The following is a 22444-nucleotide window of genomic DNA, read 5'->3' on the forward strand; positions in this document are numbered from 1 at the left end:
CGAGGACTGGGATCCCTCGCGCGAGCTCCACGCTCTGATATTCTGTGCGGCCGCCACAAAACTCGAAGGCGCACATCCTCGGGCTGCGTGAATTCCCCAGCGGACTGGTCGTCTCGCAGGTAGCGACAAACGTTAGCGTAGCGGGCCGTCTTGTATCCTGGTCCGATACCGACCTCTCGGCGCTCGGGTACGCAGGTTGAAGGCTCACCTTCTTGTCGCATCTGGCGGGGAGTGGTCGAGAAGTTTGGTCGTGCCTGTACAACGAGCGATGGGCCAATGCGTAACCAGACCCAGGCTGTTGCTCGCTGCGCTCGATCAGCCGTGACTTCACGCACCGCGAGCTTGCGCAGATGAGGCGAGCTGTGCGAGCTCCGTTTCGAGCATAGGGTTGCGCTTGAACATAGCGTCGATCAATGCTTGGGCCGGCTGCTCGGCCGCCTCCACCCACGTCGCCTTCTCCGCTCGCGCGGAGGGCGCGAACACACGCTTGACCACGGTCGGCGATCCCCTCAGACCGCAATTGGCCATGTCATCCACGCCAGCACTTTGGGCGCTCCATTTTACGATTGTGGTGCGGGCGGCACGCAACGCATCTATCATTGCGCCGCGGCGAATTTGATTTGTTGCCTCTAACATGCTGACGAGACACGGCAGCTTGGAACCCAACACCTGGACGCCCCCTTCGCAGCGCCGTTCGGCCTCGATGGTCCGTAGCTTGAGGTCCAACGCTTTGATCGTGGAAACATAAGTGAGCTGCTGGACCCCGAGCCGCCTTGCAATGCCAGGTCCCACCTGCGCCGTATCGCCGTCGATCGTCTGCTTGCCGGTGAATATGACGTCCGGTGGGCCATATTCCTTGCCGATGTTGCGAATCGCGCTCGCCAACGCGTAACTCGTCGCCAGCGTATCCGAGCCCGCGAAGCTACGGTCGGTGAGCAGGACAGCGCGATCGGCACCAAATGTCAGTGCCTTTCGGAGAGATTCTTCGGCCGACGGCGGTCCCATTGTCAGGACGGTGACTTCGCCGCCGAATTGATCTCTTAGCTCGAGCGCAGCTTCCAATGCGAAGAGATCATAGGGGTTGATGATTGTCGGCACGCCCTGGCGCATGATCGTGTTCGTAACAGGGTGCACGCGGATTTGCGCGGAGTCGGGGACTTGTTTGATGCAGACGATGCTGTGCATGTACTTCTCCTAAGATGCCGAGCCGACTCCCGACGCAGCAAATGTCATACCATCCAAGGCATTTCGCCAACGAGGAATGAATGCAGGCTGACGACGAGCCGGTTGTCGCAACTGCGATGGTTTACGCACCGGCGTGATCTCAAGCTGATCGGAGTCAGGGGCGGCAACGGAGCCGCAGCGATCACGCGCCGCTTCGACGCCAAAGCCATTTTCAGGTCGCGTACGTTGCAAACAGACGATGACAAGACTGGCCGAAGCGAAGACGCCCTACGGGTCGCCGGCGAGTAAATCCCAACCCAAGGCGCAACGCTAGCATCCCCGTCATGCATCCGAGCTGGCGACCGCCTCTTTTCCACGCTCTCCTATGCCAGTCGGCCGAGCGAGAGAGAGAGAGAGAGAGAGAGAGAGAGAGAGAGGAGCGAGCTCGACGCTTGGCTCAGAAGCGTTTGATCTCGATGCCGTGTCTTCGCAAGGCGTAGCCAATCTGGCGCGGGGTCAGTCCAAGCAGGCGCGCCGCCTTCGCCTGTACCCACCCGGATCTTTCCATGGCTGCGATGACGCGCTCGCGATCGGTGACTTTCGCGGCACCCACCACGGGGCGCCCGGGTGGCCCCAGCGGTGTCAGCTCGCTGCTCACCGGCTGAACGGGTGTGACGGCTTGTGTTGGCGGCATGCTCAGCCTCGCGGGCAGTGAGATTGTCGGGCTCGGCTGTCGGGCCATTTCCGCCGGTCCACACTTCCATAGCAAAGCCGACAGGCATTGCCCGTGGCAGCACGCAAAGTCATCTCTTACGATCGACGATCCTCGCGCTAGCGTCGCGGTCCGCTGCACGCAGTTTTCGAGCTCACGGACATTGCCGGGAAATCCGCAATTCATGAGGACCTCAATCGCACTTGAATCGAATACCAGAGTGCGGCCGTTCTCATTGTTAAAGTTCTTCAAAAAACGAGCGGCGAGAAGCGGAATATCAGTGCGTCTTTCCCGCAGCGGCGGCAATAGCAGAGGAACAACGCTGATGCGGTAATAGAGATCGGCACGGAACTCGTTCCTTGCCACCGCCTCTTCAAGATTTTTGTTCGTGGCCGCAATCACGCGGACGTCGACTTTGATCGTCTGATTGCCGCCCACCCGCTCGAATTCCTGCTCCTGAAGCACGCGCAGAAGCTTCGCCTGGAACGAGCCCGAGATCTCTCCAATCTCATCCAGAAACAGTGTTCCCTTGTCGGCGATCTCGAAGCGCCCCTTGCGCGCGTTGAATGCGCCCGTAAACGCCCCCTTCTCGTGTCCGAACAATTCGGATTCCAGCACGGTCTCGGTGAGGGCTGCGCAATTCAGCTTGATAAAGGGGCGTTTGGCGCGCGCTGAACGCTCGTGAATAGCCTTCGCGACCAGCTCTTTGCCGGTACCCGATTCGCCACGCAACAAAACCGTGCTATTTGATTTTGAGATCACCTCGATCTTGTCAAGTAGCGCGCGCAGCGCCGGGCTGTCGCCGATCATTCCCTCGACTTGGACCTTCTTACGGTCCCGCCCATGAGGCTTGAGCTCGGAGAGTTGCTTCTGCAGCCGGAACTCCTCGTCCATAAGGCGCCCGCGATCGCGCACAAACGAGCAATGCAGTTTCGTCGTCTGGCCTAGCAGGCTGGCGACCATCGTCAGAAGGCGGAGGTCGTCCTCGAGCTGCGCACGCGTCCCATTGTCCGCGATGCGGTCAATGCTCAGCGTACCCACAACTTTGCCGTCAACGTCTATGGGAACGCCGATGAACGCAACACGCGTATGACCGCCGGCATTTAGCATATCGACCTCCGAAGAACTGAAGGCCGAATGCAGCGCTAGATTCTCCACGATGAGCGGCTGCCCCGACGCGACGATTTGATCGATTGCTCCTTGCGGCAAGCGCACCCGGCAGCGCGCGTCGCGGTCTTCGCTCCTGCCGTCCTCTACGATGATCTCCGGCCCGCCGTCATGCTCGAACAGACATACGATGCCGCGCCGCATCTGCACGAGCGATCCCAGGCGCTCGATGACGCTCGTCAGCTTAGCCTCGAGCCGACATAGGCCAGTGAGCGTGTGCGCTATTTGAACAATCGTGCTTAGCGATTTCTCTTGGGACCGCACAATACAAGCGGAAGCGTCCGCGTCGGAGGTTGAGTTTGGGTTTTCGCGCAGGGAAATGCTGTCTAGCATGACGACTTCTCCGTTCCTTTCTCGATCCTCCCCATCGGACTTGTTGGATTCGTGTTGCATGCCCGATCTGACATCCAGTTCTCAGGGCGGGACGAGAGATTATCCCTCTTCATGGCACGTCGGCAGCACTTAGAGTAGCTCGCTTTGCCGCTTTGTTTTCCAACTCGCTGCGCGGATTCACCCCGGCCAACATGGCTCCCATCGATGACGCTCAGAACAGCCGGGGCTCTTTAGGGGCTGATTGAATTATAAGTGTTGCCCGCCATTGGTCGGCACTTCGGCGCCGGTGACATAACTTGCCGCATCTGAACATAGGAAGAAAATGACCTTGGCTACCTCTTCGGGTGTACCCACTCGGCGGAGTGGGATCTTTGGCACAAGATGCGCTTCCGTGTCAGGCGACAAAATGTCCATCTTGATTTCGCCGGGCGCGATCGCATTGACGCGAATGCCATGCGCGGCGTAATCGTGGGCCATTTCGCGCGTGAGACAAGCGAGCGCAGCTTTCGAAGTCGCATATGCCGAGCCAGCAAATGGATGCACCCGCGAGCCGGCGATCGACGTCACGTTGACGATCGAGCCTGACGCCCTTTTCAATTCGTCGAACAGGCCTTGAGCGAGTAGGATCGGTGCCACCAGATTGAGGTGGAACACGCTCATCCAGGTGTCGACTGAGGTCGCCAGCGATGTCAGCCTGGTACCGTTTGCCGCTTTTGGTGAGTTGCCGGCATTGTTTACCAGTCCGTGCAACGGTGCGCCAGCAAGGCGCTCCTTGATCTCGGCAATCACGCGCGGCAGCATCCGATGATCGCCCAGGTCGACTTCGATATAGCTGTCGCCCTCTGAGTCTGATGGGCGACGCGCCGCGTCCAATGGTTGGCGCGCGCAAGAAATGATGCGCCAACCGGCTTTCAAAAACAATTTTCCGGTGGCGCGACCGATACCGCGCGATGCCCCGGTCAGTACCAGCGTCTTTCGCTCACGCAGCGGACGGCCCGCTCGATCGGCGTGAATTGGACCGCTAGGGTCCGTTTCCGACGATTGAGGTACGACCGCTTTGTCATCTGGTAGATCTAGATTCACACGCGGCTCCCTTCCGCTCCCATCGGCTGTGCACCTGGTGCAGGATCCGGGCCAAAGCGACGCAGGGCATAAGGGGCGCACTTTTGCGACAAATGGCAGGTTCTGAACATCTGGCCTGTTTGCTTTTCGACAACAGCAACGCCGCGTCAAGCCCCCGGGGCGCGTTGACTGGGTCGCACTCCAGGGGTGGTCTGTGGCTCATTCGAATTGGCGGAGATAGTTTAGCTGCCTTGTGCGGAGATCAGGATCGATGGCCAGTTCGTTCAGTTTCCTCGGTTGGACGCGCCGCCGCAGATGCGGCTCTGGTTCGACATCGATGGGCTGGGGCTCGTGCCGTTGATCAGCTGCGGTCGAAAGTATTTCGCAACCAGCGCATGAACAAGGCCGTCGTCCAGAAGACGAGCTGACCGCGAAGGGATTAACGCAGAAACGGCGATACGTCTACCTGACGCGCGTCCTTGCTGCTGGGACATTCTGACGTGACCGTCTGCTACGTCAGATTCCTCGGCGCCCCGGGCCACCATTACCGTGCTCTTCACCGCGTGGCCACCGATGGCGGTTTCGGCCCGGCGATGCCGGGACCCTAACCTTTTCTCCGGCCGGTCGACTTACACGTCGCGGTCCGACGTATCCCGGGACAAGGCCGCCGAGCTCGCCGGCATTGGCCTACGCTTCGCCGGGCATTCGCTGTACCACTGCATCCCGGCAGGGCGTCGGTCAGCCCTCAGCTGCGGACGTTGCGAAACCCGATGCTGTGGAAGCCAGCAGTATCAGGCCGACGATCTAGGCGACGATTGCTCAGGTTCAGATTCGCGGCACCTCATGAAGCCGCGAAATGCTCGTATGGATTATCGACCAGGGTCAACTGCTCGGGATTGCTCAGATCGAATTCAATAATGCGTGGCACGAGCAGACGGGCATAGCGCGTAAAGGCGCTGGTGGGGGGAAAGCGGATCACGGTGGCGCATCGCGCAAGAAGATACATGTCGATGAGCGCGGAAGCTCCACCTTCAATTCCCATTTCCGCACTATGCAACGGCCCTGCCAAATCGGCCTGGAACCGTTTTGGTACGGCGAAGATATCGGGAAACAGACCCGATATGTGATCGAGCACCTGTGCGCTATCCGTGCACAGGAAGATCTTAACAGGCTTTGGATATGGCAAAGCCATGGCTTTACGGATTGCCATGCAGACCTGACGAAGAGCGAGCTCCGAATCGGCCCAGTACGGAGCATGCCCCATGATATCTTCGCCATTGCCGTGCCGAACATGAACGCCGATGATACTATGGCCGTTAAAGTGTTGCTCATACAAGTCCTCGATCCGCGCTCGAATCTCAGACCTGAGTTTGATGTTTCGGAAGATCAGTCGTTCGGCTTCCTCACCACAACGCCACATCAGGCAAGCGTCACAGACAATGGTGTTGGCCTCGTTATCGTCTCCTGCTTGGAACAGCTCAGTCAGTTCGTCACGTTCTCGGAAGATCTGCTCGTCCGGACGATTGATACAGTCGATCGATGGCCTATTCCACCACGGCGGGAAGAACGGGCCGGGAAACGAGAGCTGGTTGAGCCTGTCATCGCAAATCACCGGCACGCCAGCGATCTCCTCAACCGGCTCGAAGAACACCGGAAAGGCATTGCTGAACGGTTGGTCGACATAACAGGAACCGCGCCAGTCAATAACGAGCGTTCGCCCGGTCCGCTGCGCGTACGACCAGGCTGATGCCAACGACCAGAGGCAATCACCAAAGCCGGTGCGCCTCCGAGAAACAACAAAGCGTTCCTTCGTCACGTTATCAAACCCTTCTCGTTGCGTGAGTGTGGCGCACCAACTCATCCGCGATGCCGATCTACGCCGGGCGCTGGTCACCTGGACGCAAGTCACCCAAACCGCAAACTCATCCTGCACGGCACTGCGATTGGCAGGTCATGCTAGAGGTGTCACATTACGCACCTTTTACGACGGCCCAGTCTGTGACGGATGCAGCCGAATACGACGCTGATCCCACAGCCCGCGCAGTTCGTTCAGGAGAGCTTCGCGCCTGGTCCTGTCAGAGGTGACCCTGGCGAGAAGATCGGCCAGAACAGCTTCCTTCTCGATTTGCATCAGCATGTCGAACAGGTCATGCGAGACGCGTACGCTGTCATGGCTGGAGTGACCCATGCGGATCTCGCAGATTGTCTCCTGGCGGTCTCGGCCCGCATGAGCGCGAACCCGGTAAAGAGATACATGGGGCGGCAGTGATACAGCGAGTGCGGTCCAATTTTCGAGCGTTGTTGCCCGCTTTTTGATGAGGAATGACCCGACCACAAGGCCATCCAGCTCGGTCGACAAAAACGCCGTAATCGCATCGGCAACGGAATCTACGATCGGTTCGGCATTGTTGTTGAACGACGTATTAAGCAGAATCGGGACGCCCGTTCGAGCTTTGAACGCATTGATAAGTTCCCAATAGGCGGCATTGCTCGTGCGGGACACCGTTTGCAGCCGAGCCGTACCATCGATATGCGTGATCGCGCCCAGCAATGCACGCATGGATTCGCGCACGCGCACGACGAAATTCATGAAGGGATATTCTGCGCGACCATCCGGCAACTCAAAGAACGCGCCCGCATCCTCCTCGAGAACCGATGGCGCGAACGGTCGATAACTCTCGCGCTTCTTGACCATCGCATTGATCCGGTCCTTGTTTGCCGCGGGCCTCGGGTCCGCAAGAATGCTGCGGTTGCCGAGCGCACGAGGGCCGAACTCGGACCGGCCCTGTACCCACCCGATCACAGCGCCATCAGCGATCCACTCGGCTGCTCTGGCTGCGACGTCAGCGGTCCGTTCAATCTCGAGGTGTCCGGCCCATCCCTTCAGTTCCTGTTCAATGCTGTCGTCGCTGCCGACATCGGGCCCCCAATAAACCGCCTGTAGTCGTTCGCGGGGCGGAGCCTGCCCGGCCTCCTTCGACACCATCAGCGCCGCACCCAATGCGCATCCGGCATCATGCGAGGCCGGCTGCACAAAAATCTCTTCGAATAGCCCTGAGTACAGCAGTTTTCCGTTTAGCGTGCAGTTGTGGGCTACCCCGCCAGCCAGGCACAACCGTTTCATTCCGGTCTGCTCACGATAATGCCGAAGAATGTGAAAGACGATCCGCTCCAGCGCCTCCTGCAATGAAGCGCTCACATCTCGGTGTTGTTGCGTGAACGGCATTCCCTTTCGCCGGACCTCGATATTGCGCAGCAATGCCGGGCCGACACGGTCGAGGTGAACGCGGTAGGCACCGTTGGGGGAGAGCTCATAAAATTGGGAGAAGAGCTCGCGATAGCGAGCGGGATCTCCATAAGGAGCCAATCCCATGACCTTATATTCGTCGAACAGGCCGTAGCCGAGGTATCGGATCGTTTCCAGATAGAACAGTCCGAGAGAGTTGGTCTCTGGAAACGTCATGAGCTCGGTCATTTCGGTGCCCGACCCCACCGCCAACAGACCCGAGAGGAAGTCGCCACAGCCGTCGATCGCGAGAACCAGGCTTTCTTCAAAACCGGACATTGCCAAAGCGCTTACGGCATGGGCCTGGTGATGGCCTACGAATGACACCCGCGAAGGGTCAACTTGGGTGCCGAACTCTGCCGCGAGAAGGTGCCGCAACAGGAGATTCGCATCCAGCGGAATTGAGATCTCAGGTTGTGAGATGAACAACCGTTCGAGTATCGAATTGCAGTAGGCTTCAGTCGCGTAGAACGCAATACGATCGACGTCGCGAAGCTCCACACCCGCGGCTGCTAGACAGTATTCAATCGCACTGCTCGGGAGCTTGTTCGAATGTTTGATGCGGTTGAGGCGCTCCTCTTCAACGGCGGCGATCACGCGACCGTCCTTGACGAGCACCGCGGCGCCGTCGTGCAGAAACGTGTTCGGTAGTTGCAGCGGGTTTTCATAGACCCTGTCAAGCCCGCCACTCAATCCTAGACACAGCATCTTGTTCTCCGTTCATTTTGAGAGGCCTGTTGGCCTATTTCATATCGCTTGCTTGGCGAGTAGGCTGCACGTCGCCGCGGGGCCGCAGGCATCGCCAACGAAACGAGGCTCGTATAAGCGTCGGCCGCGAACCGAAAGTTCGTTACGTCCGTGTCTGATCTCGCACGCGCGACGCTTCGCTTTAGGTCTTGTTCCTCTCACCGCATCAGGCGTTGCCGAAGCAGCGCAGCTGAGACGATGAAGGGAATGGCTGCGTAGATGCACAGTGTGCCCACATGCAAACCGACGCTGTCGACCGGCCGACCGAGCATTGCTGGACGAATGAGATCGACCGAATGTGTCAGGGGCAACAAGGCCGCGATGCGTTGAAATGAACCTGGCAGCTGGCTGATTGGGAAGATCGCCCCGCTCAAATACATCATGGGCGTGAGGATAAGGGATTGGTAGAAGATGAAATAGTCGTGGCTCGGTGCAAGAGCGGAAACGACCATTGCGAGGCTCGCGAAAGCAACGCCAGTGAGGGCGATGGCTGGTAACGCATAGGGAATGGACGACCACTCTGCATACCCCAGCGCGACGGCAACAATCGTGATCGCGGTCCCGGCGAGCAAGGCCTTGCTTGCTGCCCATGCCACTTCACCTAGAACAATGTCGCCGAGCGTGAGAGGCGTACAGAGCACCGCCTCCCACGTGCAACCTGTCTGCATGCGAGCGTAAGCCCCATAGATGGTTTCAAAGGTTGAGGAGACCATTGCGCTTGTGGCGACCATGCCAGCCGCCAGAAACGCAATGTATGAAGTTCCCTCAACGCCACCTACGATCATTCCGAGGCCAAAGCCAAGACCGAACAGAGAGCTCATCGGCTCGGCCAGATTCCCAAGAATCGAGGCCAGAGCGACTTTCCGCCAGACCAGAAAGTTGCGGCGCCATACCGCGATCCAGTTCCATGGATTAGCAGGGAGCGCGGGCGCAAAACGTTGCCACATCGTTCAGTCCTTCATCTCTCGCCCGGTTAGCCGCAAGAAGACATCCTCCAGATTTGGAGGTCGCTGCAGAAGACGGAGATCCGGACGGTTGGCAAGCCGGCGACGCACCTGCTCGGGATCCGCGGCATAGCAAAACAGCGTCTCCCCGCTCACCTCAGCGTGCTGCACTTGGGTTCTGACCAGCGGCAGCAACTCATGCGGGTTACCACCGTAAATCTCGATCACCTGACACCCGATCTGCTGCTCGATCAGAGCATGAGGCTGCCCTTCGGCGATCTTGCCGCCGTGCTCAAGCACGCACAGGCGGTCGCACAATCGCTCCGCCTCTTCCATGAAATGGGTGGTGAGAAGAATCGTTTTGCCGCGCGCTAATAGCCAGCGCAAGCGTTCCCAGATGAGGTGCCGGCCGTGCGGATCGAGGCCAGTCGTCGGCTCGTCAAGCACCAAGAGCTGCGGGTCGTTAATGAGGGCACGTGCCAGCGTCAGTCGCCGCTTCATGCCGCCGGACAGTTCGGCGACGCGCGCGTCCGCCTTGTTCTCCAAGCGAGCGAATTCGAGCAGTGACGGCGTCACCGCTTTGACCTCGGTCGCGCTCATGCCGAAGTAGCGACCGAATACGAGCAAGTTTTCGCACACGGTGAGCTGAAGATCGAGGTTATCGAATTGTGGGACAACCCCGATGCCCCGACGCGCCAACCGCGCACGTGCCGGCACCGGCTCGCCAAGCACGTGGATCTTACCTGCGTCGGGCGATGCAACACCCAGGATCAATCGCGCAAGCGTACTTTTACCCGCGCCGTTTGGTCCCAGCAGACCGAAGCACTCTCCGGGCGAGACCGTAAACGAAAGAGCGTCCACGACGGTCCGGTCCTTGTAGGACTTGCTCACCTCGAAAAGGTCGATTGCCGGGGTTGACATTTGCTTACGCGATCGCGGCGGACGTTGTTCGCACCGCGTCCTTTGTTGGGTGCTTCTTCGTCCAAAGCAGGCCGTCACACCACACGTGATCGACGCGTCCCCACTGGCACGCGGCGGCAGCATCCGGGAAAAAGCCGCGTCCATGCAAATTGGCGCTGGTATTGCAAAGCAGCGGAATGGCTGTGAGCTTCTCGTACGCGATGAGAAGCTCGACCACTTTATGCTGAGATGTTCTGGAAACCGTCTGTAGGCGAGCAGATCCATCAAGATGCACGACGGCGGGAATTTTGTCCCGCCATTCCGGTCGCGTCTGGTGATCGAACAGCATGTACGGATCGGGTACTCCAGGGCTAAAAATCTCCGCAGCACGATCCTCCAGGCATATCGGCGCTACCGGCCTGAAATGCTCTCGAAGCTTGACGTCGTTGAGATGATCTTTCATTCCCTCCCAGCTCGCAGCCGCGAGAATGCTTCTGCCACCCAACGCACGTGGTCCGAGCTCGGCACGCCCGGCAAGGAAGATCACGGGCTTGTCACTCGCGAGGATTGCCGCAAGTTCGCCCATAGTGCAGGGCGCGCCGTCCCATCCGGGCGGGACTTCGCTGGGACGAACGGCCGGTCCACTGTAGACCGTCCATTCCAGAGCTCTAAAGCCTTGCTGTGCCGCCAGTGCAGAGCAAGCAGCACCGATCGCTGAGCCGCTGTCGTTCGGAAAGGGCGGCACCCACACGTGGTCGAACAGACCGGTCGCACGAAATGCACTATTCCACTTGATATTCAGGCCACAGCCGCCGGCTATGCAGAGGTTACGCCCCCCCGCAAGATCCGAATGTCGCTGCACAACATCAGCAATTGTGCGAACCAGCAGGCGCTCTAGAAAGACGTGAAATGACGCAAGGATGTCTTCGGCCTGCTTGGCCTTCAATCGCAGTGCGCACGCATCGAAGAAGTCGTGCAGAGCTTCAAGTGGTGATAGTGAGCTGTTGATCTGTGCAAGCTTATGACAAGCGCCCTCAGCATCCGTGGCAAAGTGCGCGTGATAAAGCTCCTGAAACGTCGCAATAATCTCCTCGTCGGGAGCTCCCAGTGCGATATAGGCCATCAGCTTGCCGGCGATGCCGAGATCCCAGCTGGTCCGGTCCGCCCGCCTGTAAGGTCCAAAGTGATGTCCTGCCGTCGCATAGGCGTGGCCTATCATCGGAAACAGGCACTCGATGAACCGAATCCCGTGCGGCTCGACATAGTAGAGGCGCGGAAACATGCAGCCGTCCCACACCAAGCAGAAAGCAGATTGTGCGGATTTGGCAAACGAGCTGGTGCAGTATGCGGATGCTACGTGCCCGGTGACATGCGGATAGCTTTGATAGGGATATAGTTTCCCATCAAGCATAAGGCCGATGCGATCGCGGGACGCGAGGGGGCTATCGCCTTGGCGTTCGATATACGGCGCGCCCTTGAGCTTGACGGTCGTCGTCCCACTAAGAACTTCAAACTGGGATTCGAACTCTCCATCCCAACCATCAATGACGAACTGATCGACATCGCTCGGATCGAGCCCGTGCTCCGCCAAGGCGCTAACAACGGAATCCAGGTTGTCGATGGTTTGATAACGCGGATTATTGTTCAGCTTCTCCTGCTCGACGCAGAACACCACTCGCCCGTCCTCAATCAGAGCGACGGCCCCATCATGCGTCAACTTGATACCGCAGATACGCATAGTGGCTCCTCTCAGCCTTGGCCGTTGGGTGGGATCGAAGATGGCTCCGGATTCCGAAAGCGGACCAAAAGGCAGTCTTCGTCAGCCGACTGCCCCTGGCACTGCACGCGTTCGACCTCAATGAGCGCTTCAGTCAAGATCGTGATGACCGTCTCGGCGCCAGCGACATGCCCCCACCGCTTGCAGGTCGCATCACGTGCAGATCCGAAGACCAGATGCCCACCCGGAGCAAGCATCTTGACCATGTTGTCGACTGCAGTACGCATTTGTGTCATGTCTTCGAGATAATAGAGAACTTCGGCGACCACGATCAGATCGAACCGCTCTGCGGCCGAGAACTGCAGAATGTCAGTCGCCGCCCAGCTGATATGCGACCACCTCTTGGTCCGCTGGACCGCTCGACCGATCGCTCGCGGCATAACATCGATGACCGTGAGCCGTTCGCAGTGAGGAGCAAGCTTCTCTGTAAACGCACCGGCCGCGCACCCGATTTCGAGGCCATTTGAGACGGCGCTGTTCGACAGCGACAGCCGCAGCAATTGGGTGTGACGCTCACGTTCGAACGGATTATCGTCGAGCCGCCACGGATCCTCATTAGACAGCTCCCGTTCCAACGATTGATATGTCTGATGCACGTTCACGACCTAATCTCCTACAAGCTGCTCACTCAGTCTCGGCCGCAATGCCATCCGGCGCGATCAGCTGTGATGGAGCGCGCGAAAGACCTGCCCTGCGAATTGCGCCAGGCATTTCCAATCCGGGGTTAAGGCTTGGTCCAGTTGTCGCGTCTTCGGTCGAGGCCTTCGATTCATCAACGTCTGGTGATTTCGCTATTTTGCGCGAGAGCCAATCGCTGTTGCTCAAGGTACAGAGCGCATAGGCTTTCATCGGGAGCAGGAGGAAGATGTTGATCGGGGTGTGCAGCGAGAAGCCGAGAAATCGAAGCTCGCCGGCGCGCAGGGCTGCCACGCTGCATCGAATCATGGTCATCGCGACGATGGTCAGACCGGTCCACCAGGGCACGGAGCCCGTGAGCGCGAGCTGAGCGAGCGCGGCAATCGATGAGATGGCGAGCAGCAGCGGGCCGAGGTTCTGTCCAACCACGTCCAGCGTGAGGTAGCGGTCGAGGCCGGGCAGCAGGTGCAAACCGAGCAGGGTGTCGCGGTAGGTGCTGCGCGCCCAGCGGAGCTGTTGGCGCAGATACGGCAAGAGCGTGTCCGGGACCACCGTGGCGGCGATGGCGTCCGGTACGTACTCCGTTCGGAACCCTGCCTTGAGCATGAGGATGGTCAGATGACGGTCCTCACCGAAGTCGCTGGGTTTTCCCCGGAAGAACTGCGTCTCGTATTGCTCGAGCAGCAACAGCAGCGCGGAGCGCCGGTACATGGCGCACGGCCCACAGCAGCACATGACGGCACCAAACCGCGTCTGCGCGGCGCGCTCCTCGTTGCAAGCCAACCAGTACTCCATGTCGATCAATCGGGTCAGCCAGCTGTCGTTTCGGTTGCTGGCCTTCAATTGGCCCATGGCCGCGCCGACGGCTGGATCCTGCATCTTGCGCACGAGCTTGCTGACCACGTCGCTGTCGATTTCCGTGTCGGAGTCGACGTTAAGCACGAGATCGCCGAATGAGCGGCGAATCGCTGCGATCTGCGCCTTGCGTTTTCCAACATTGCTTGGCAGCAGAATGATGGTGAATCTCGGGTCATACGCGTAGCTCGCGTGGACCGCGGCCACTGCGCCGACATTTGCAGAGCCGTCGTCGACCACGTAGACCTGCAATCGCCCTGGGTAATCCTGACTTGCGATAGACTTCAGGCAGGCCGCCAGCGTGCGCGGGTCCTCGTTGAAGCAGGGCACGATGACATCGACGCTAGGCAGAGCATCGGCGTCGACCGGGTCGTACGGCGGCAGTGGAGCGTCGCTTCGCAGCGCATAAAGCGCCTGCGCGCTCTTGTGGACGCTGGAGAGCAACGCGTAGGAGGCAACAGCAGCGGTGCTGATGGTGGCAAGCAGGCTCATGGGAATCGATCTATTCAGTGAGGTTGAGGAAGCGACCGGATTGCAAATCCACGGTCATGCAGTGCTGGAATGAGTTGGGCGAGCGCCGTCACGGTCTGGTCGCGCTGACCAGCATGAGGGCAGCGTCCCAACTCGTCGGGAGGGCAGCCGTCGTGCAGGAGCACGATTGCGCCTGGCCTGACCGAGGCCAACACTGCGGCAATAATCGCCTCGACGCCGGGACGAGCCCAATCTTGCGGATCGACTGACCAGTGCAGGGCTGCCAGTTCGGCCTTCGCCGACGCGGCGAAGACCTCCTTGCTCCAGATTCCGTACGGCGCACGCATGTGCCGCACAGAGGCTCCGGGGCAGGCCATTCCGATGACCTTGTTCGTCGTGAGGATCTCGTATTCCACCTCATCCAGCATGCATTTGGCCAATTCCGGGTGCGTCATTGTGTGGTTTGCGACCTCGTGCCCTTCTGCAATCATGCGCTGGATCAGCTGCGGCTGGCCCGCCGCGTATGCACCGATCACGCAGAAGGTGGCGGGCGTCCGATGCTGCGCCAGCACATCCAGGATAGCCGGCGTGCAAAGCGGGTTGGGACCATCATCAAAGCTCAGATAGACGCAAGGCTCTCCGCCGGCCTCGGCGTAGTCGCGCCGCGCTTCAGTCGCATCGTTTGTGGACCTCACAGTTCTGGCCCGTTCCGTTCGATCGTGTCACCCGCCGGCCATTCGCTCATGGGTCTCGCAATCGGCAGAACGAGGCCGACCACGTCTTCCACACGCGTCGGAGGCACAGTGAGGTAGATGTCCGGACGAGCGGACCGGACGCGAAGCCCTGGCAGAACAGTCGCCAATCCCTGTCGCCCGAGCAGCCTGGTAATATGTTTCTGCAGGGCAGCTCGGACCGTGCCAAAGCCGAACGGCACGCCAAGATCTCGCAATACGGGATACATCACTCGGATCGAGTGGGTTATTCCAAGCCCCTCCAGATCCGGGCGAACCCCGTACAATCCGAGTTCAGCCACGAGCAGATCGGTCTGGCCAATTTTTATGAAGCGGCGTAGTGCCGCGATGTGAATCGCAATGCCACGATCATCGTAGCCGATTGCCCGAATTTCAGGCCTTGCGCCGGCCCAGCTTCGATGACCTTCAAAAGGCTTTGCATTGAATTCCCCGGTCGGACCATAGGTTTTCCGGAAGAAGTCGGATAATTCAATATGATCAGCAAGTTCAAGGTCATTCTCCCAGCACAACCTCCAACGGACTGGAGGGCGCGCCGAAACACCTCGTGTGGATTCGGGCACGATCATGTTCATAGGGCGTCATTCCTGTTCGCTATCTGGCTCCTGACGCAGGCCAGCAGTTCGCTACCTTCGAAAGGCTCGTTCATGAACTGGAGTCCAGGGCCTCGCCTCACATCGTGTTCGGAATGGCCTGTGAGCAGAACGGTGGGAATCGCGCCTCCGGATGCAACCAGATGATCGAAGAGCTCGAGGCCACTCATCGCGCTCGAGTGCATGTCCGCGATCAAGCACGACGTGATCGAACGGCGGTCTGATTTCGAGAACCCCTCTGCGCTCTCGAATGGTTCCGGCACGTAACCTGCGGAAAACACCATATCCGTCAGATCTTCACGCACTGACTGATCTGCATTCACAATCGCGACCACGTCGCGCGTGTGCGCAACTTTCATGAGATTCGCCAAGGACGCCTTCGCTTGCATGTTCCGCACGATTTCACCGTCGCAAGGACGCAATCCAATCGGATGCGACCAAGGCACATTTGGCACCCGCAACCGGAGGGGTGCGACCGGACAGCAATCTACGGCCTGGTTGAGGGTTCGCTCAATTCTACGGCGGTACACGGTGGATATAGAATGGGTTGGCGAAGCCATACGATGGTTTGCTCGTCGTATACGCCCACGCAATTTTGCGGATTCCGATCGTGCTAGCTCACGGCGATATGGCTTGCGCAACACGCGCGAAACTGCGACCGCTCGATCGAGACGTCTTGATTGATACCTAGCGCTGGGCTGAGACGCGCAACGGTTTGTAACCATTCTGATGGATCTGACATCTCGCTAAACTATCGTTTGCTATCCTCATTCGGTACAAATGGTAAAATCGATTATATCGATAGAACACATTCACAGCGTGGATCGCTCCGGATTATGCGTTTCAAGGGCCTTGATCTGAATCTCCTCGTCGCGTTCGACGCCCTGGTGACGCAAGGCAATCTCACTACGGCGGCAAGAAGCATCAACCTCAGTCAACCTGCCATGAGTGCCGCCGTCGCGCGGCTTCGCACTTACTTTCGCGATGAGCTATTCACCATGAAAGGACGGAAGCTTGTCCCAACGCCGCGGGCTGAAGCGCTCGCAGCCCCAATTCGCGAGGCTCTCGCTCACATTCAGCACTCCATTATTTCTCCAGACGGCTTCGATCCGTCTCAATCGAATCGGCGATTCAGGATCATCCTGTCCGACTTCATGACTGTCGTGTTTCTTCGAGGAGTCGTGGACCGCGTCGCGCGGGAGGCACCAACAATCAGTTTCGAGTTGCTGCCGCCCGCAGAGGAACCCGATGAGCTTCTCCGGCGCGGTGAAGTCGATTTTCTCATGTATCCGCAGATGTTCATGTCGAGCGCGCATCCGAAGGCGGCTCTGTTCGAGGACACTTTCGTCTGCGTGGGCTGCCCCATGAACAAGCAGCTCGCTTCGCGTCTCACGTTTGAGAAATACATCTCGATCGGGCACGTGGAAGCCCAGTTCGGACGCTCCCTGAGGCCCTCCTTCCACGAATGGCTCTTGCTCGAGCATGGTTTCAAGATACGCACCGAGGTCGCGGTGCAGGGTTTTGGCATGATTCCGCCTATGTTATTGGGCACCAACCGTATAGCGAGCATGCCCTCAAGATTGGTCAGCCATTTCGCACAGACGATGCCGCTGCGGGTTGTCGAACCTCCCCTGCGACTTCTCACATTCACAGAGGCCGTCCAATGGCCGGCCACTCATAATACTGATCCTGGAAGCATGTGGTTGCGCAACATATTCTTGCAGCAGGCATCCACGATGGTCTCTCCGTCCGAGATCAGCCAATGTCACGGCCCGTCCTAGGACTGTTCGGGGCGGTTGCGGCCTGCTCCCGCTAACCGGACTTACGCCAGGCCCGAAGCCCCCGGTCGTCTGATTGACGTTTGGCATAGTGAAAAAAAGCGCGCTTAAGCGTAGTTTGGTCGGGTCGCAGCCGATTGACTCGCGGTGCCGTGACGATCCCGCGCATCACACAGCTCGCTTGCTAAGGACTTTCCGCTGATTCGGACGGGACCGCATCACAGGTGCATGCGCCAGCTTCAGAGTACGCAAAAAAATGTGGCCTGTCCGGCGAAGAATGTTCGGCCTCAGCACCAAACTCGCTTGAATCGCACGCCGCGTCAGGTTCAAGGCCAGCACCTCCGATCGAAGTTGCAGGCTTCACCTGGTAGCGAACCCGCATCGCTGTTTGCCTGAAGGGTGGATCTCATTGCCTTCAACAGCGATGGAGTTAGTCCCGAAGCGCGCCACTAGATACAAATGGCTGATGACCGGCAGAGGCGCTTCCTGCTCGTTCCGGTCGAATCAACATGAAAGCTGAACGCAAACGCCGCCCACAATCGCGCACCCCAAAGCCAACCGCCTGCTCGCGCAAACCGGATGGGCGGGGAAGACTGCGTGTCTTTGCACAATGTCACAATGGAAATTCGGAACACTTCCTCTCTCGACGGCGCTTATGTTCCTCTCCATGCGCGCGATGCCGCGTGATCGAGTGCAACTGCAAGCTTGCAGACCGCAGGATCAACCCGGAATCAAGTGACATCAGCTGGCGGCACTTTTCCCGTGCGCGCGTGTTGCGGTGAGGAGTGTTCATGATGAGAGGACCGCAACTGTGACAAGGTGCGGCCGCGTAAGCGCTCGCCGCTCCCACTCGCCAAGCCTGCTCCTCCTCCAGCTTTCGATCATTTCGGCCGACATGTTCACCCGAGCCAAATCGGATCATCGGCGCGGGGTCCTTCTTTCCGACGTCGCAACAATCGTGTTTTTCGAAAGATCGCGGCGTGACTCACACCGCGCCACCGCCGTCCATCTCGAGCTGCTGCCTCGCACCGCTAACCCCGAAGGGCTCCTTTGCTGCGGCAAGATGATTTGCCTATCTTACTCGAAGCATATATGTCCAGCGCGCTTGCCAAAGCGATACTGTTAGAGGCTGGAATTGAGTGAGTGAGCGGCCGGACGAGCAAGCCAATACCGCGACAGCTCGCCGTCGAGCCTTATGTTCGATGGGATTCTTTACGGCGAATCCGCCAGACACTGCCCCCCGATCTGGGGAGTCGCTTTGACTTGAGCACGGTCTTAAGACGCGCATTAGACTCCTCCACCAAGCTACAGCATCTCTGCCGTATAGCGAGGCTACCAAAGGCTTGCCAAGTGATTCTGCAAAGGCAGTGTCGCTAGGAATCCTTGCACTTCGGGTGGATTACATCTGCCGAGGGCCGTCCGATGTACTGCGCTCCGCGACACCGAGCCGGCGCAAGCCTAAACACGCAAGTTATTGCTGTATTAGTTATGCCAAGGCTTTCCCCGGGCGTGAGCGCGTGGCGCCTGGGGCGGCCGTAGACGCGTTTGAGTGCCGCCACATGCAACGGATATGGCACGATCATTCGAAGACCCGGTCCTTAATTGCGAGCAACGTTTTGCCAGACGCTTGAGGTGAACCTGCGTTGAGATGATGCCTTCACGAATGGTCTTGAGCTCGCCTTCCGTCATACTCCCGACGTTCACGGCGGCGGACCTGCGCAGTTGAAGAGCAGCCATCATCTTCCGGCACTCAAAACCTGGGCAGCGATCACGCGAGCAACGCCTTTGATCCCACAGTGCCACAACGGGGCTAGCGGACGATCGAAAAAGCTGATAGGCGCCAAGCCCGCCGCCGCGCCACGACTGCTGGTGCGATTGATCCGCGATGATCAACCCAATCAACCGCGCCGCGCGCCTAGGTGATAGACGTCACGGCAAGGATTGCGACTGAAAGAGAGCCATCCGATGAGATCAGTGCTATGTCTAGGTTCGCCGTTTCGGGAGGCCGTGTCTCAGCGGGCTGTCACGCACATGCTTTCGCTTTCCTGATGATCAGGCCGCAGAATAGCCACCGCTGCTGCAGGATCGAGGAGGCATTGCACACTTTGGATTAGCGCACTGTCGGGCAGAGGAAGCAAACGCCCTGTTGCACAACGGCATCACGTGGACGCACCTGTCACATTCTTTCACGCACGTCGCCGCTCCGTCTCCTTTTTGCCCCACCACAGCCAAACGGCTTCGTCACGTGCGGCGCGAGTGCAATCACCAAAGGAGGTTTCTGTTGGAAAAGCCGAGCGGAGTCTACGATCCCGATGATCTCGCGAGCTTGGGAAGGCTGTTCGATCAAGCGATCGCGTCTTTACCGTCATGCATGCGAACTAGCGAGAATCGCGTGGCGATCGCCAGACTGGTGATGCAACGCGCAGCGCGGGACGAATTGGCGTCGCTCGCGTACTTGATGCTTGCACTTGTCTCGGCCGCTTGAGCACCGGCATGCACTCTAACCTTCTGGGGCCTGCAGCAAGAGACGCATCATCTAGATCATTGAAATAACTTGATTCTCACGTGACGTCAGGTTGTAGGCTTGCAAATTGAGGATCATGACAAACGCGATACCACGACGGCGCCGATGGCGTATTGGAGAACTTGCAGAGGCGACCGGTGTAACCGTACGCACTCTGCATCATTACGAACATACCGGGTTATTGACGGTGTCGGAACGTACCTGTGGCGGTCACCGCATGTACGATCGGGAAAGCCTACAACGCGTCTCCCAGATTCGCGCTCTACGTGAGCTCGGCTTCTCGCTTCCTGAGATTCGCAAGGCGATCGAGGGGCGGACATCTCTCACGGACCTGTTGCGAAACCATCTGGAGCGGATTGAGCTTCAAGTCGCGCGCGCGACATTATTACGGGATCGATTGCGCACTATGACGACGCAAGGTGAGACAGAAGTCAGTGTCGACGGGCTGCCGGCCACGCTAGATGCCATGTCGCGGATTGAGGAGCGTAGTACCCCCTCTGCCATCTGCACGTGCGCCTCTAACGCTAGCCGCGAAGATCGGTGGCGAAAGATTCGGGACGAGCTACGAAGCTGCATGGACCAGGGTGAGCCTCCGTGCTGCGAGCGGGCAAATGCAATCGCGCGTCAGGCCCGTTCGCTGCTGACTGAGATCGCAGGGGTTGATTCGACTGTCTCGATGATACTTAAGGTGCTGACGCGATTGACCGAACCACACAATCTCGCCGGCTGGGATGCGAGCCTCATGCGATACCTCGATCTCGCCCTCGCCGCGCTGGAGGACCAGCTGGGAAAGAGTTGAGCGCACCCGTTGCGACGCCCTATTACTGAAATGTCTCTAGACCGGATGAGGTGATGGTGATCCTGTCTGACCGCGGATGGTTTGTCCCTAGCAGTCGCCTCGGACTCTGCGTTGTCGGTTGGGTCTTTCGCTCTGTCGATCTTGGCAATCAACCCCAACGAGCACGCTTCGAAGTACTTGATTCGTACGTAGCGTCACATTGTACCTTCTAAAGCATCGACGGGGCGACAGACAGAGCGCCGGTTAAACCGAGGGAGACTCCTTTGATCGGCATTAGTTTCGGAAGTTCTCGGTGAGAGTTCTCGACGAGAACAAGTCGTTGGATGGTCGTACGCGCCTTCCAAGCGCCTGCTCGGCACACGCCTGTCGAGCACGGGAGACTGGCGAATCTACCGGGTATCAGCAGAATGTTCGATATTGGTCCTGTCAGCCCCTAGACGACCGCTTCTCCTGACCAGTGTCGGAACGTCTGCTCGTCCGTGCCCGCCCGAAGCTTATGGCCCAACCTGGCAACAACCTGAGCCTATTCGTACGCAACCTGAGTTCGCTCCAAACATCATTGCGCCAGATTGTTGGCCGCCGCGTCACACCAGAATGGCGAAGCAGACCAAGTCGTCTCGCGAGACACCGGGAGTCATATATGACGATCCTTCGCATTCACAGGCTTGCAGCTGCTGCGCTCCTTTCCGTGGCCCTGAGCTCGAGCGCCAGGGCCAAAGATGTTTACATTGCCATAGCGGGTCCGATGACGGGAAGCACTGCGGCGCTCGGCGCGCAGATACGCGATGGAGCGGCCGCAGCTGTGGATTCGATAAATGCTTCGGGTCTGCTGCCTGACACAAGGCTCATATTGAGAATCGCCGACGACGCATGCGATCCCAAGCAGGCTGTCGCTGTTGCCAATCGCCTGACAAGTGACGGGATCAGGCTCGTCGTTGGTCACTTCTGTTCATCTTCGTCGATTCCGGCTTCAGACATATACGCCGAAGCCGAGGTAATTCAGATTTCACCTGGGTCCACCAATCCCCGTCTGACAGAGCGTGGCCTAACGACCCTGTTTCGGATATGCGGCCGCGATGACCAGCAAGGCAGAGTTGCCGCCGAATACATCGCGCGGCATCACCAAGGTGCAAAGCTCGCAGTCCTCGACGACAAGAGCACAGCAGGCAGGGGTATCGCCGATATCGTAGAATCGCGCCTTCGTGCAGCCGGAGAGCATCCCGTTCGACAAAGCTATGTTGCAGGCGAGAAGGATTACACCGCTCTCGTTTCGCGACTGAAGAGAGAGGGAATCCAGCTCGTCTATATTGGCGGCTATTACAACGAGATCGGCCTGATCGTGCGTCAAGCCGCGGAGGCGGGCGCGCGTCTGACCGTGATCGCCAACGATCCGCTGATGACAACCGACTTTTTGGCCATTGCCGGCGAGGCCGCGAACGGCACGCTCTTTACCTTTATGCCGGACCCGACGAAGAATGCTGCAGGCGCAGCTGCGGTCGCCAAGCTCAAGGGTTCGAGCCTAACCGCCGCAGGTTACACGCTCTACGCTTATGCCGCGGTTCAAGCATGGGCCGACTCCGTCAAACGGGCCGGCACCTTCGATGCTATGCGAGTCGCTGCGGCCCTCCGCTCCGAGTCAATCGACACGGCTATTGGCACTGTTAGATTCGACTCCAAGGGAGACAATGCCGCCCCTGGCTTCATCGTTTACCGCTGGCGCGACAATTCCGTCGAAGCGGTCGAGCAGAACTGACCGCCCGTGCCAACACCGTACGGAGCGTTCGAATGATGAACCATCCTCGATATATCGATTACGCGCTGCTCACGTGCCTCGCAATCGCCGCAGTCGCAGCATTTCTCACCCTCGCAGCAATGCTATCAAAGCTGTCGTGCGCGCCCGCAGGGCCGCCCGAAGAGTACGTTCCCATTCGTCTGGTGCCACTGCAA

17 protein-coding genes are annotated in these 22444 nt (G+C 58.8%); 4 read left to right on the forward strand and 13 right to left on the reverse strand.

What is annotated here, in order from left to right; all coding sequences use genetic code 11:
* Nucleotides 1-327: 327 nt before the first annotated feature.
* The 13 genes from RX329_RS36215 to RX329_RS36275 form a co-directional block, all read right to left on the reverse strand.
* On the reverse strand, nt 328-1185 hold the full coding sequence (locus RX329_RS36215; RefSeq protein ID WP_007605808.1) for an electron transfer flavoprotein subunit beta/FixA family protein: 858 nt from the start codon (nt 1183-1185) through the stop codon (nt 328-330).
* Between the two features lie 436 nt (nt 1186-1621).
* On the reverse strand, nt 1622-3436 hold the full coding sequence (gene nifA, locus RX329_RS36220) for a nif-specific transcriptional activator NifA (protein WP_166517533.1): 1815 nt from the start codon (nt 3434-3436) through the stop codon (nt 1622-1624).
* A gap of 186 nt (nt 3437-3622) precedes the next feature.
* Nucleotides 3623-4459 (reverse strand): SDR family NAD(P)-dependent oxidoreductase, encoded by an 837-nt coding sequence (locus RX329_RS36225; RefSeq protein WP_410706167.1) that lies wholly within the window; start codon nt 4457-4459, stop codon nt 3623-3625.
* 820 nt (nt 4460-5279) lie between these two features.
* Nucleotides 5280-6299 (reverse strand): nodulation protein NodZ, encoded by a 1020-nt coding sequence (locus tag RX329_RS36230; protein WP_317245124.1) that lies wholly within the window; start codon nt 6297-6299, stop codon nt 5280-5282.
* Nucleotides 6300-6419: 120 nt separating this feature from the next.
* A complete protein-coding gene (locus tag RX329_RS36235) occupies nt 6420-8432 on the reverse strand; it encodes a carbamoyltransferase (protein WP_317245125.1) in 2013 nt (670 codons plus the stop codon).
* A gap of 197 nt (nt 8433-8629) precedes the next feature.
* Nucleotides 8630-9418: an ABC transporter permease gene (locus RX329_RS36240; RefSeq protein ID WP_231189075.1), complete on the reverse strand. Its 789-nt coding sequence runs from the start codon at nt 9416-9418 to the stop codon at nt 8630-8632.
* A 3-nt stretch (nt 9419-9421) separates the two neighbouring features.
* On the reverse strand, nt 9422-10336 hold the full coding sequence (gene nodI, locus RX329_RS36245) for a nodulation factor ABC transporter ATP-binding protein NodI (RefSeq protein ID WP_085348762.1): 915 nt from the start codon (nt 10334-10336) through the stop codon (nt 9422-9424).
* Nucleotides 10337-10340: 4 nt separating this feature from the next.
* Complete coding sequence (nodU, locus tag RX329_RS36250; RefSeq protein WP_317245126.1) at nt 10341-12053, reverse strand: nodulation protein NodU; 1713 nt, start codon at nt 12051-12053, stop codon at nt 10341-10343.
* Between the two features lie 11 nt (nt 12054-12064).
* On the reverse strand, nt 12065-12694 hold the full coding sequence (gene nodS / locus RX329_RS36255) for a nodulation methyltransferase NodS (protein WP_317245127.1): 630 nt from the start codon (nt 12692-12694) through the stop codon (nt 12065-12067).
* A 22-nt stretch (nt 12695-12716) separates the two neighbouring features.
* Complete coding sequence (gene nodC, locus RX329_RS36260) at nt 12717-14075, reverse strand: chitooligosaccharide synthase NodC (RefSeq protein ID WP_317245128.1); 1359 nt, start codon at nt 14073-14075, stop codon at nt 12717-12719.
* A 14-nt stretch (nt 14076-14089) separates the two neighbouring features.
* The gene (nodB, locus tag RX329_RS36265; RefSeq protein ID WP_317245129.1) at nt 14090-14749 is read right to left on the reverse strand and encodes a chitooligosaccharide deacetylase NodB; all 660 of its coding nucleotides are present in this window, start codon (nt 14747-14749) and stop codon (nt 14090-14092) included.
* Nucleotides 14746-15378 (reverse strand): NodA family N-acyltransferase, encoded by a 633-nt coding sequence (locus RX329_RS36270; protein WP_085348247.1) that lies wholly within the window; start codon nt 15376-15378, stop codon nt 14746-14748. The genes nodB and RX329_RS36270 overlap by 4 nt, the downstream gene beginning before the upstream one ends.
* Nucleotides 15375-15755, reverse strand: a complete 381-nt coding sequence (locus tag RX329_RS36275) for a response regulator (protein ID WP_317245130.1) — start codon at nt 15753-15755, stop codon at nt 15375-15377. The genes RX329_RS36270 and RX329_RS36275 overlap by 4 nt, the downstream gene beginning before the upstream one ends.
* Before the next feature lie 477 nt (nt 15756-16232).
* On the opposite strand from RX329_RS36275, the gene RX329_RS36280 reads away from it, so the two are divergent.
* The 4 genes from RX329_RS36280 (at nt 16233) to RX329_RS36295 (ending at nt 22250) form a co-directional block, all read left to right on the forward strand.
* Nucleotides 16233-17177, forward strand: coding sequence for a LysR family transcriptional regulator (locus RX329_RS36280; RefSeq protein ID WP_085348245.1), 945 nt, complete (start codon nt 16233-16235; stop codon nt 17175-17177).
* A gap of 2278 nt (nt 17178-19455) precedes the next feature.
* Nucleotides 19456-19659 (forward strand): hypothetical protein, encoded by a 204-nt coding sequence (locus tag RX329_RS36285; protein ID WP_085348244.1) that lies wholly within the window; start codon nt 19456-19458, stop codon nt 19657-19659.
* 115 nt (nt 19660-19774) lie between these two features.
* Nucleotides 19775-20497 (forward strand): MerR family transcriptional regulator, encoded by a 723-nt coding sequence (locus RX329_RS36290; protein ID WP_317245131.1) that lies wholly within the window; start codon nt 19775-19777, stop codon nt 20495-20497.
* Between the two features lie 640 nt (nt 20498-21137).
* A complete protein-coding gene (locus RX329_RS36295) occupies nt 21138-22250 on the forward strand; it encodes a branched-chain amino acid ABC transporter substrate-binding protein (RefSeq protein ID WP_317245132.1) in 1113 nt (370 codons plus the stop codon).
* Nucleotides 22251-22444 lie beyond the last annotated feature (194 nt).

This window comes from Bradyrhizobium sp. BWC-3-1, from assembly GCF_032917965.1.
Taxonomy (GTDB): Bacteria; Pseudomonadota; Alphaproteobacteria; order Rhizobiales; family Xanthobacteraceae; genus Bradyrhizobium; species Bradyrhizobium canariense_D.

Coding starts and splice junctions, on each gene's coding strand:
- RX329_RS36215 (WP_007605808.1), bottom strand. CDS start 1,185: ATGCACAGCATCGTCTGCATCAAACAAGTCCCCGACTCCGCGCAAATC.
- nifA (WP_166517533.1), bottom strand. CDS start 3,436: ATGCAACACGAATCCAACAAGTCCGATGGGGAGGATCGAGAAAGGAAC.
- RX329_RS36230 (WP_317245124.1), bottom strand. CDS start 6,299: ATGAGTTGGTGCGCCACACTCACGCAACGAGAAGGGTTTGATAACGTG.
- RX329_RS36235 (WP_317245125.1), bottom strand. CDS start 8,432: ATGCTGTGTCTAGGATTGAGTGGCGGGCTTGACAGGGTCTATGAAAAC.
- RX329_RS36240 (WP_231189075.1), bottom strand. CDS start 9,418: ATGTGGCAACGTTTTGCGCCCGCGCTCCCTGCTAATCCATGGAACTGG.
- nodI (WP_085348762.1), bottom strand. CDS start 10,336: ATGTCAACCCCGGCAATCGACCTTTTCGAGGTGAGCAAGTCCTACAAG.
- nodU (WP_317245126.1), bottom strand. CDS start 12,053: ATGCGTATCTGCGGTATCAAGTTGACGCATGATGGGGCCGTCGCTCTG.
- nodC (WP_317245128.1), bottom strand. CDS start 14,075: ATGAGCCTGCTTGCCACCATCAGCACCGCTGCTGTTGCCTCCTACGCG.
- RX329_RS36270 (WP_085348247.1), bottom strand. CDS start 15,378: ATGAACATGATCGTGCCCGAATCCACACGAGGTGTTTCGGCGCGCCCT.
- RX329_RS36275 (WP_317245130.1), bottom strand. CDS start 15,755: ATGAAAGTTGCGCACACGCGCGACGTGGTCGCGATTGTGAATGCAGAT.
- RX329_RS36280 (WP_085348245.1), top strand. CDS start 16,233: ATGCGTTTCAAGGGCCTTGATCTGAATCTCCTCGTCGCGTTCGACGCC.
- RX329_RS36290 (WP_317245131.1), top strand. CDS start 19,775: ATGACAAACGCGATACCACGACGGCGCCGATGGCGTATTGGAGAACTT.
- RX329_RS36295 (WP_317245132.1), top strand. CDS start 21,138: ATGACGATCCTTCGCATTCACAGGCTTGCAGCTGCTGCGCTCCTTTCC.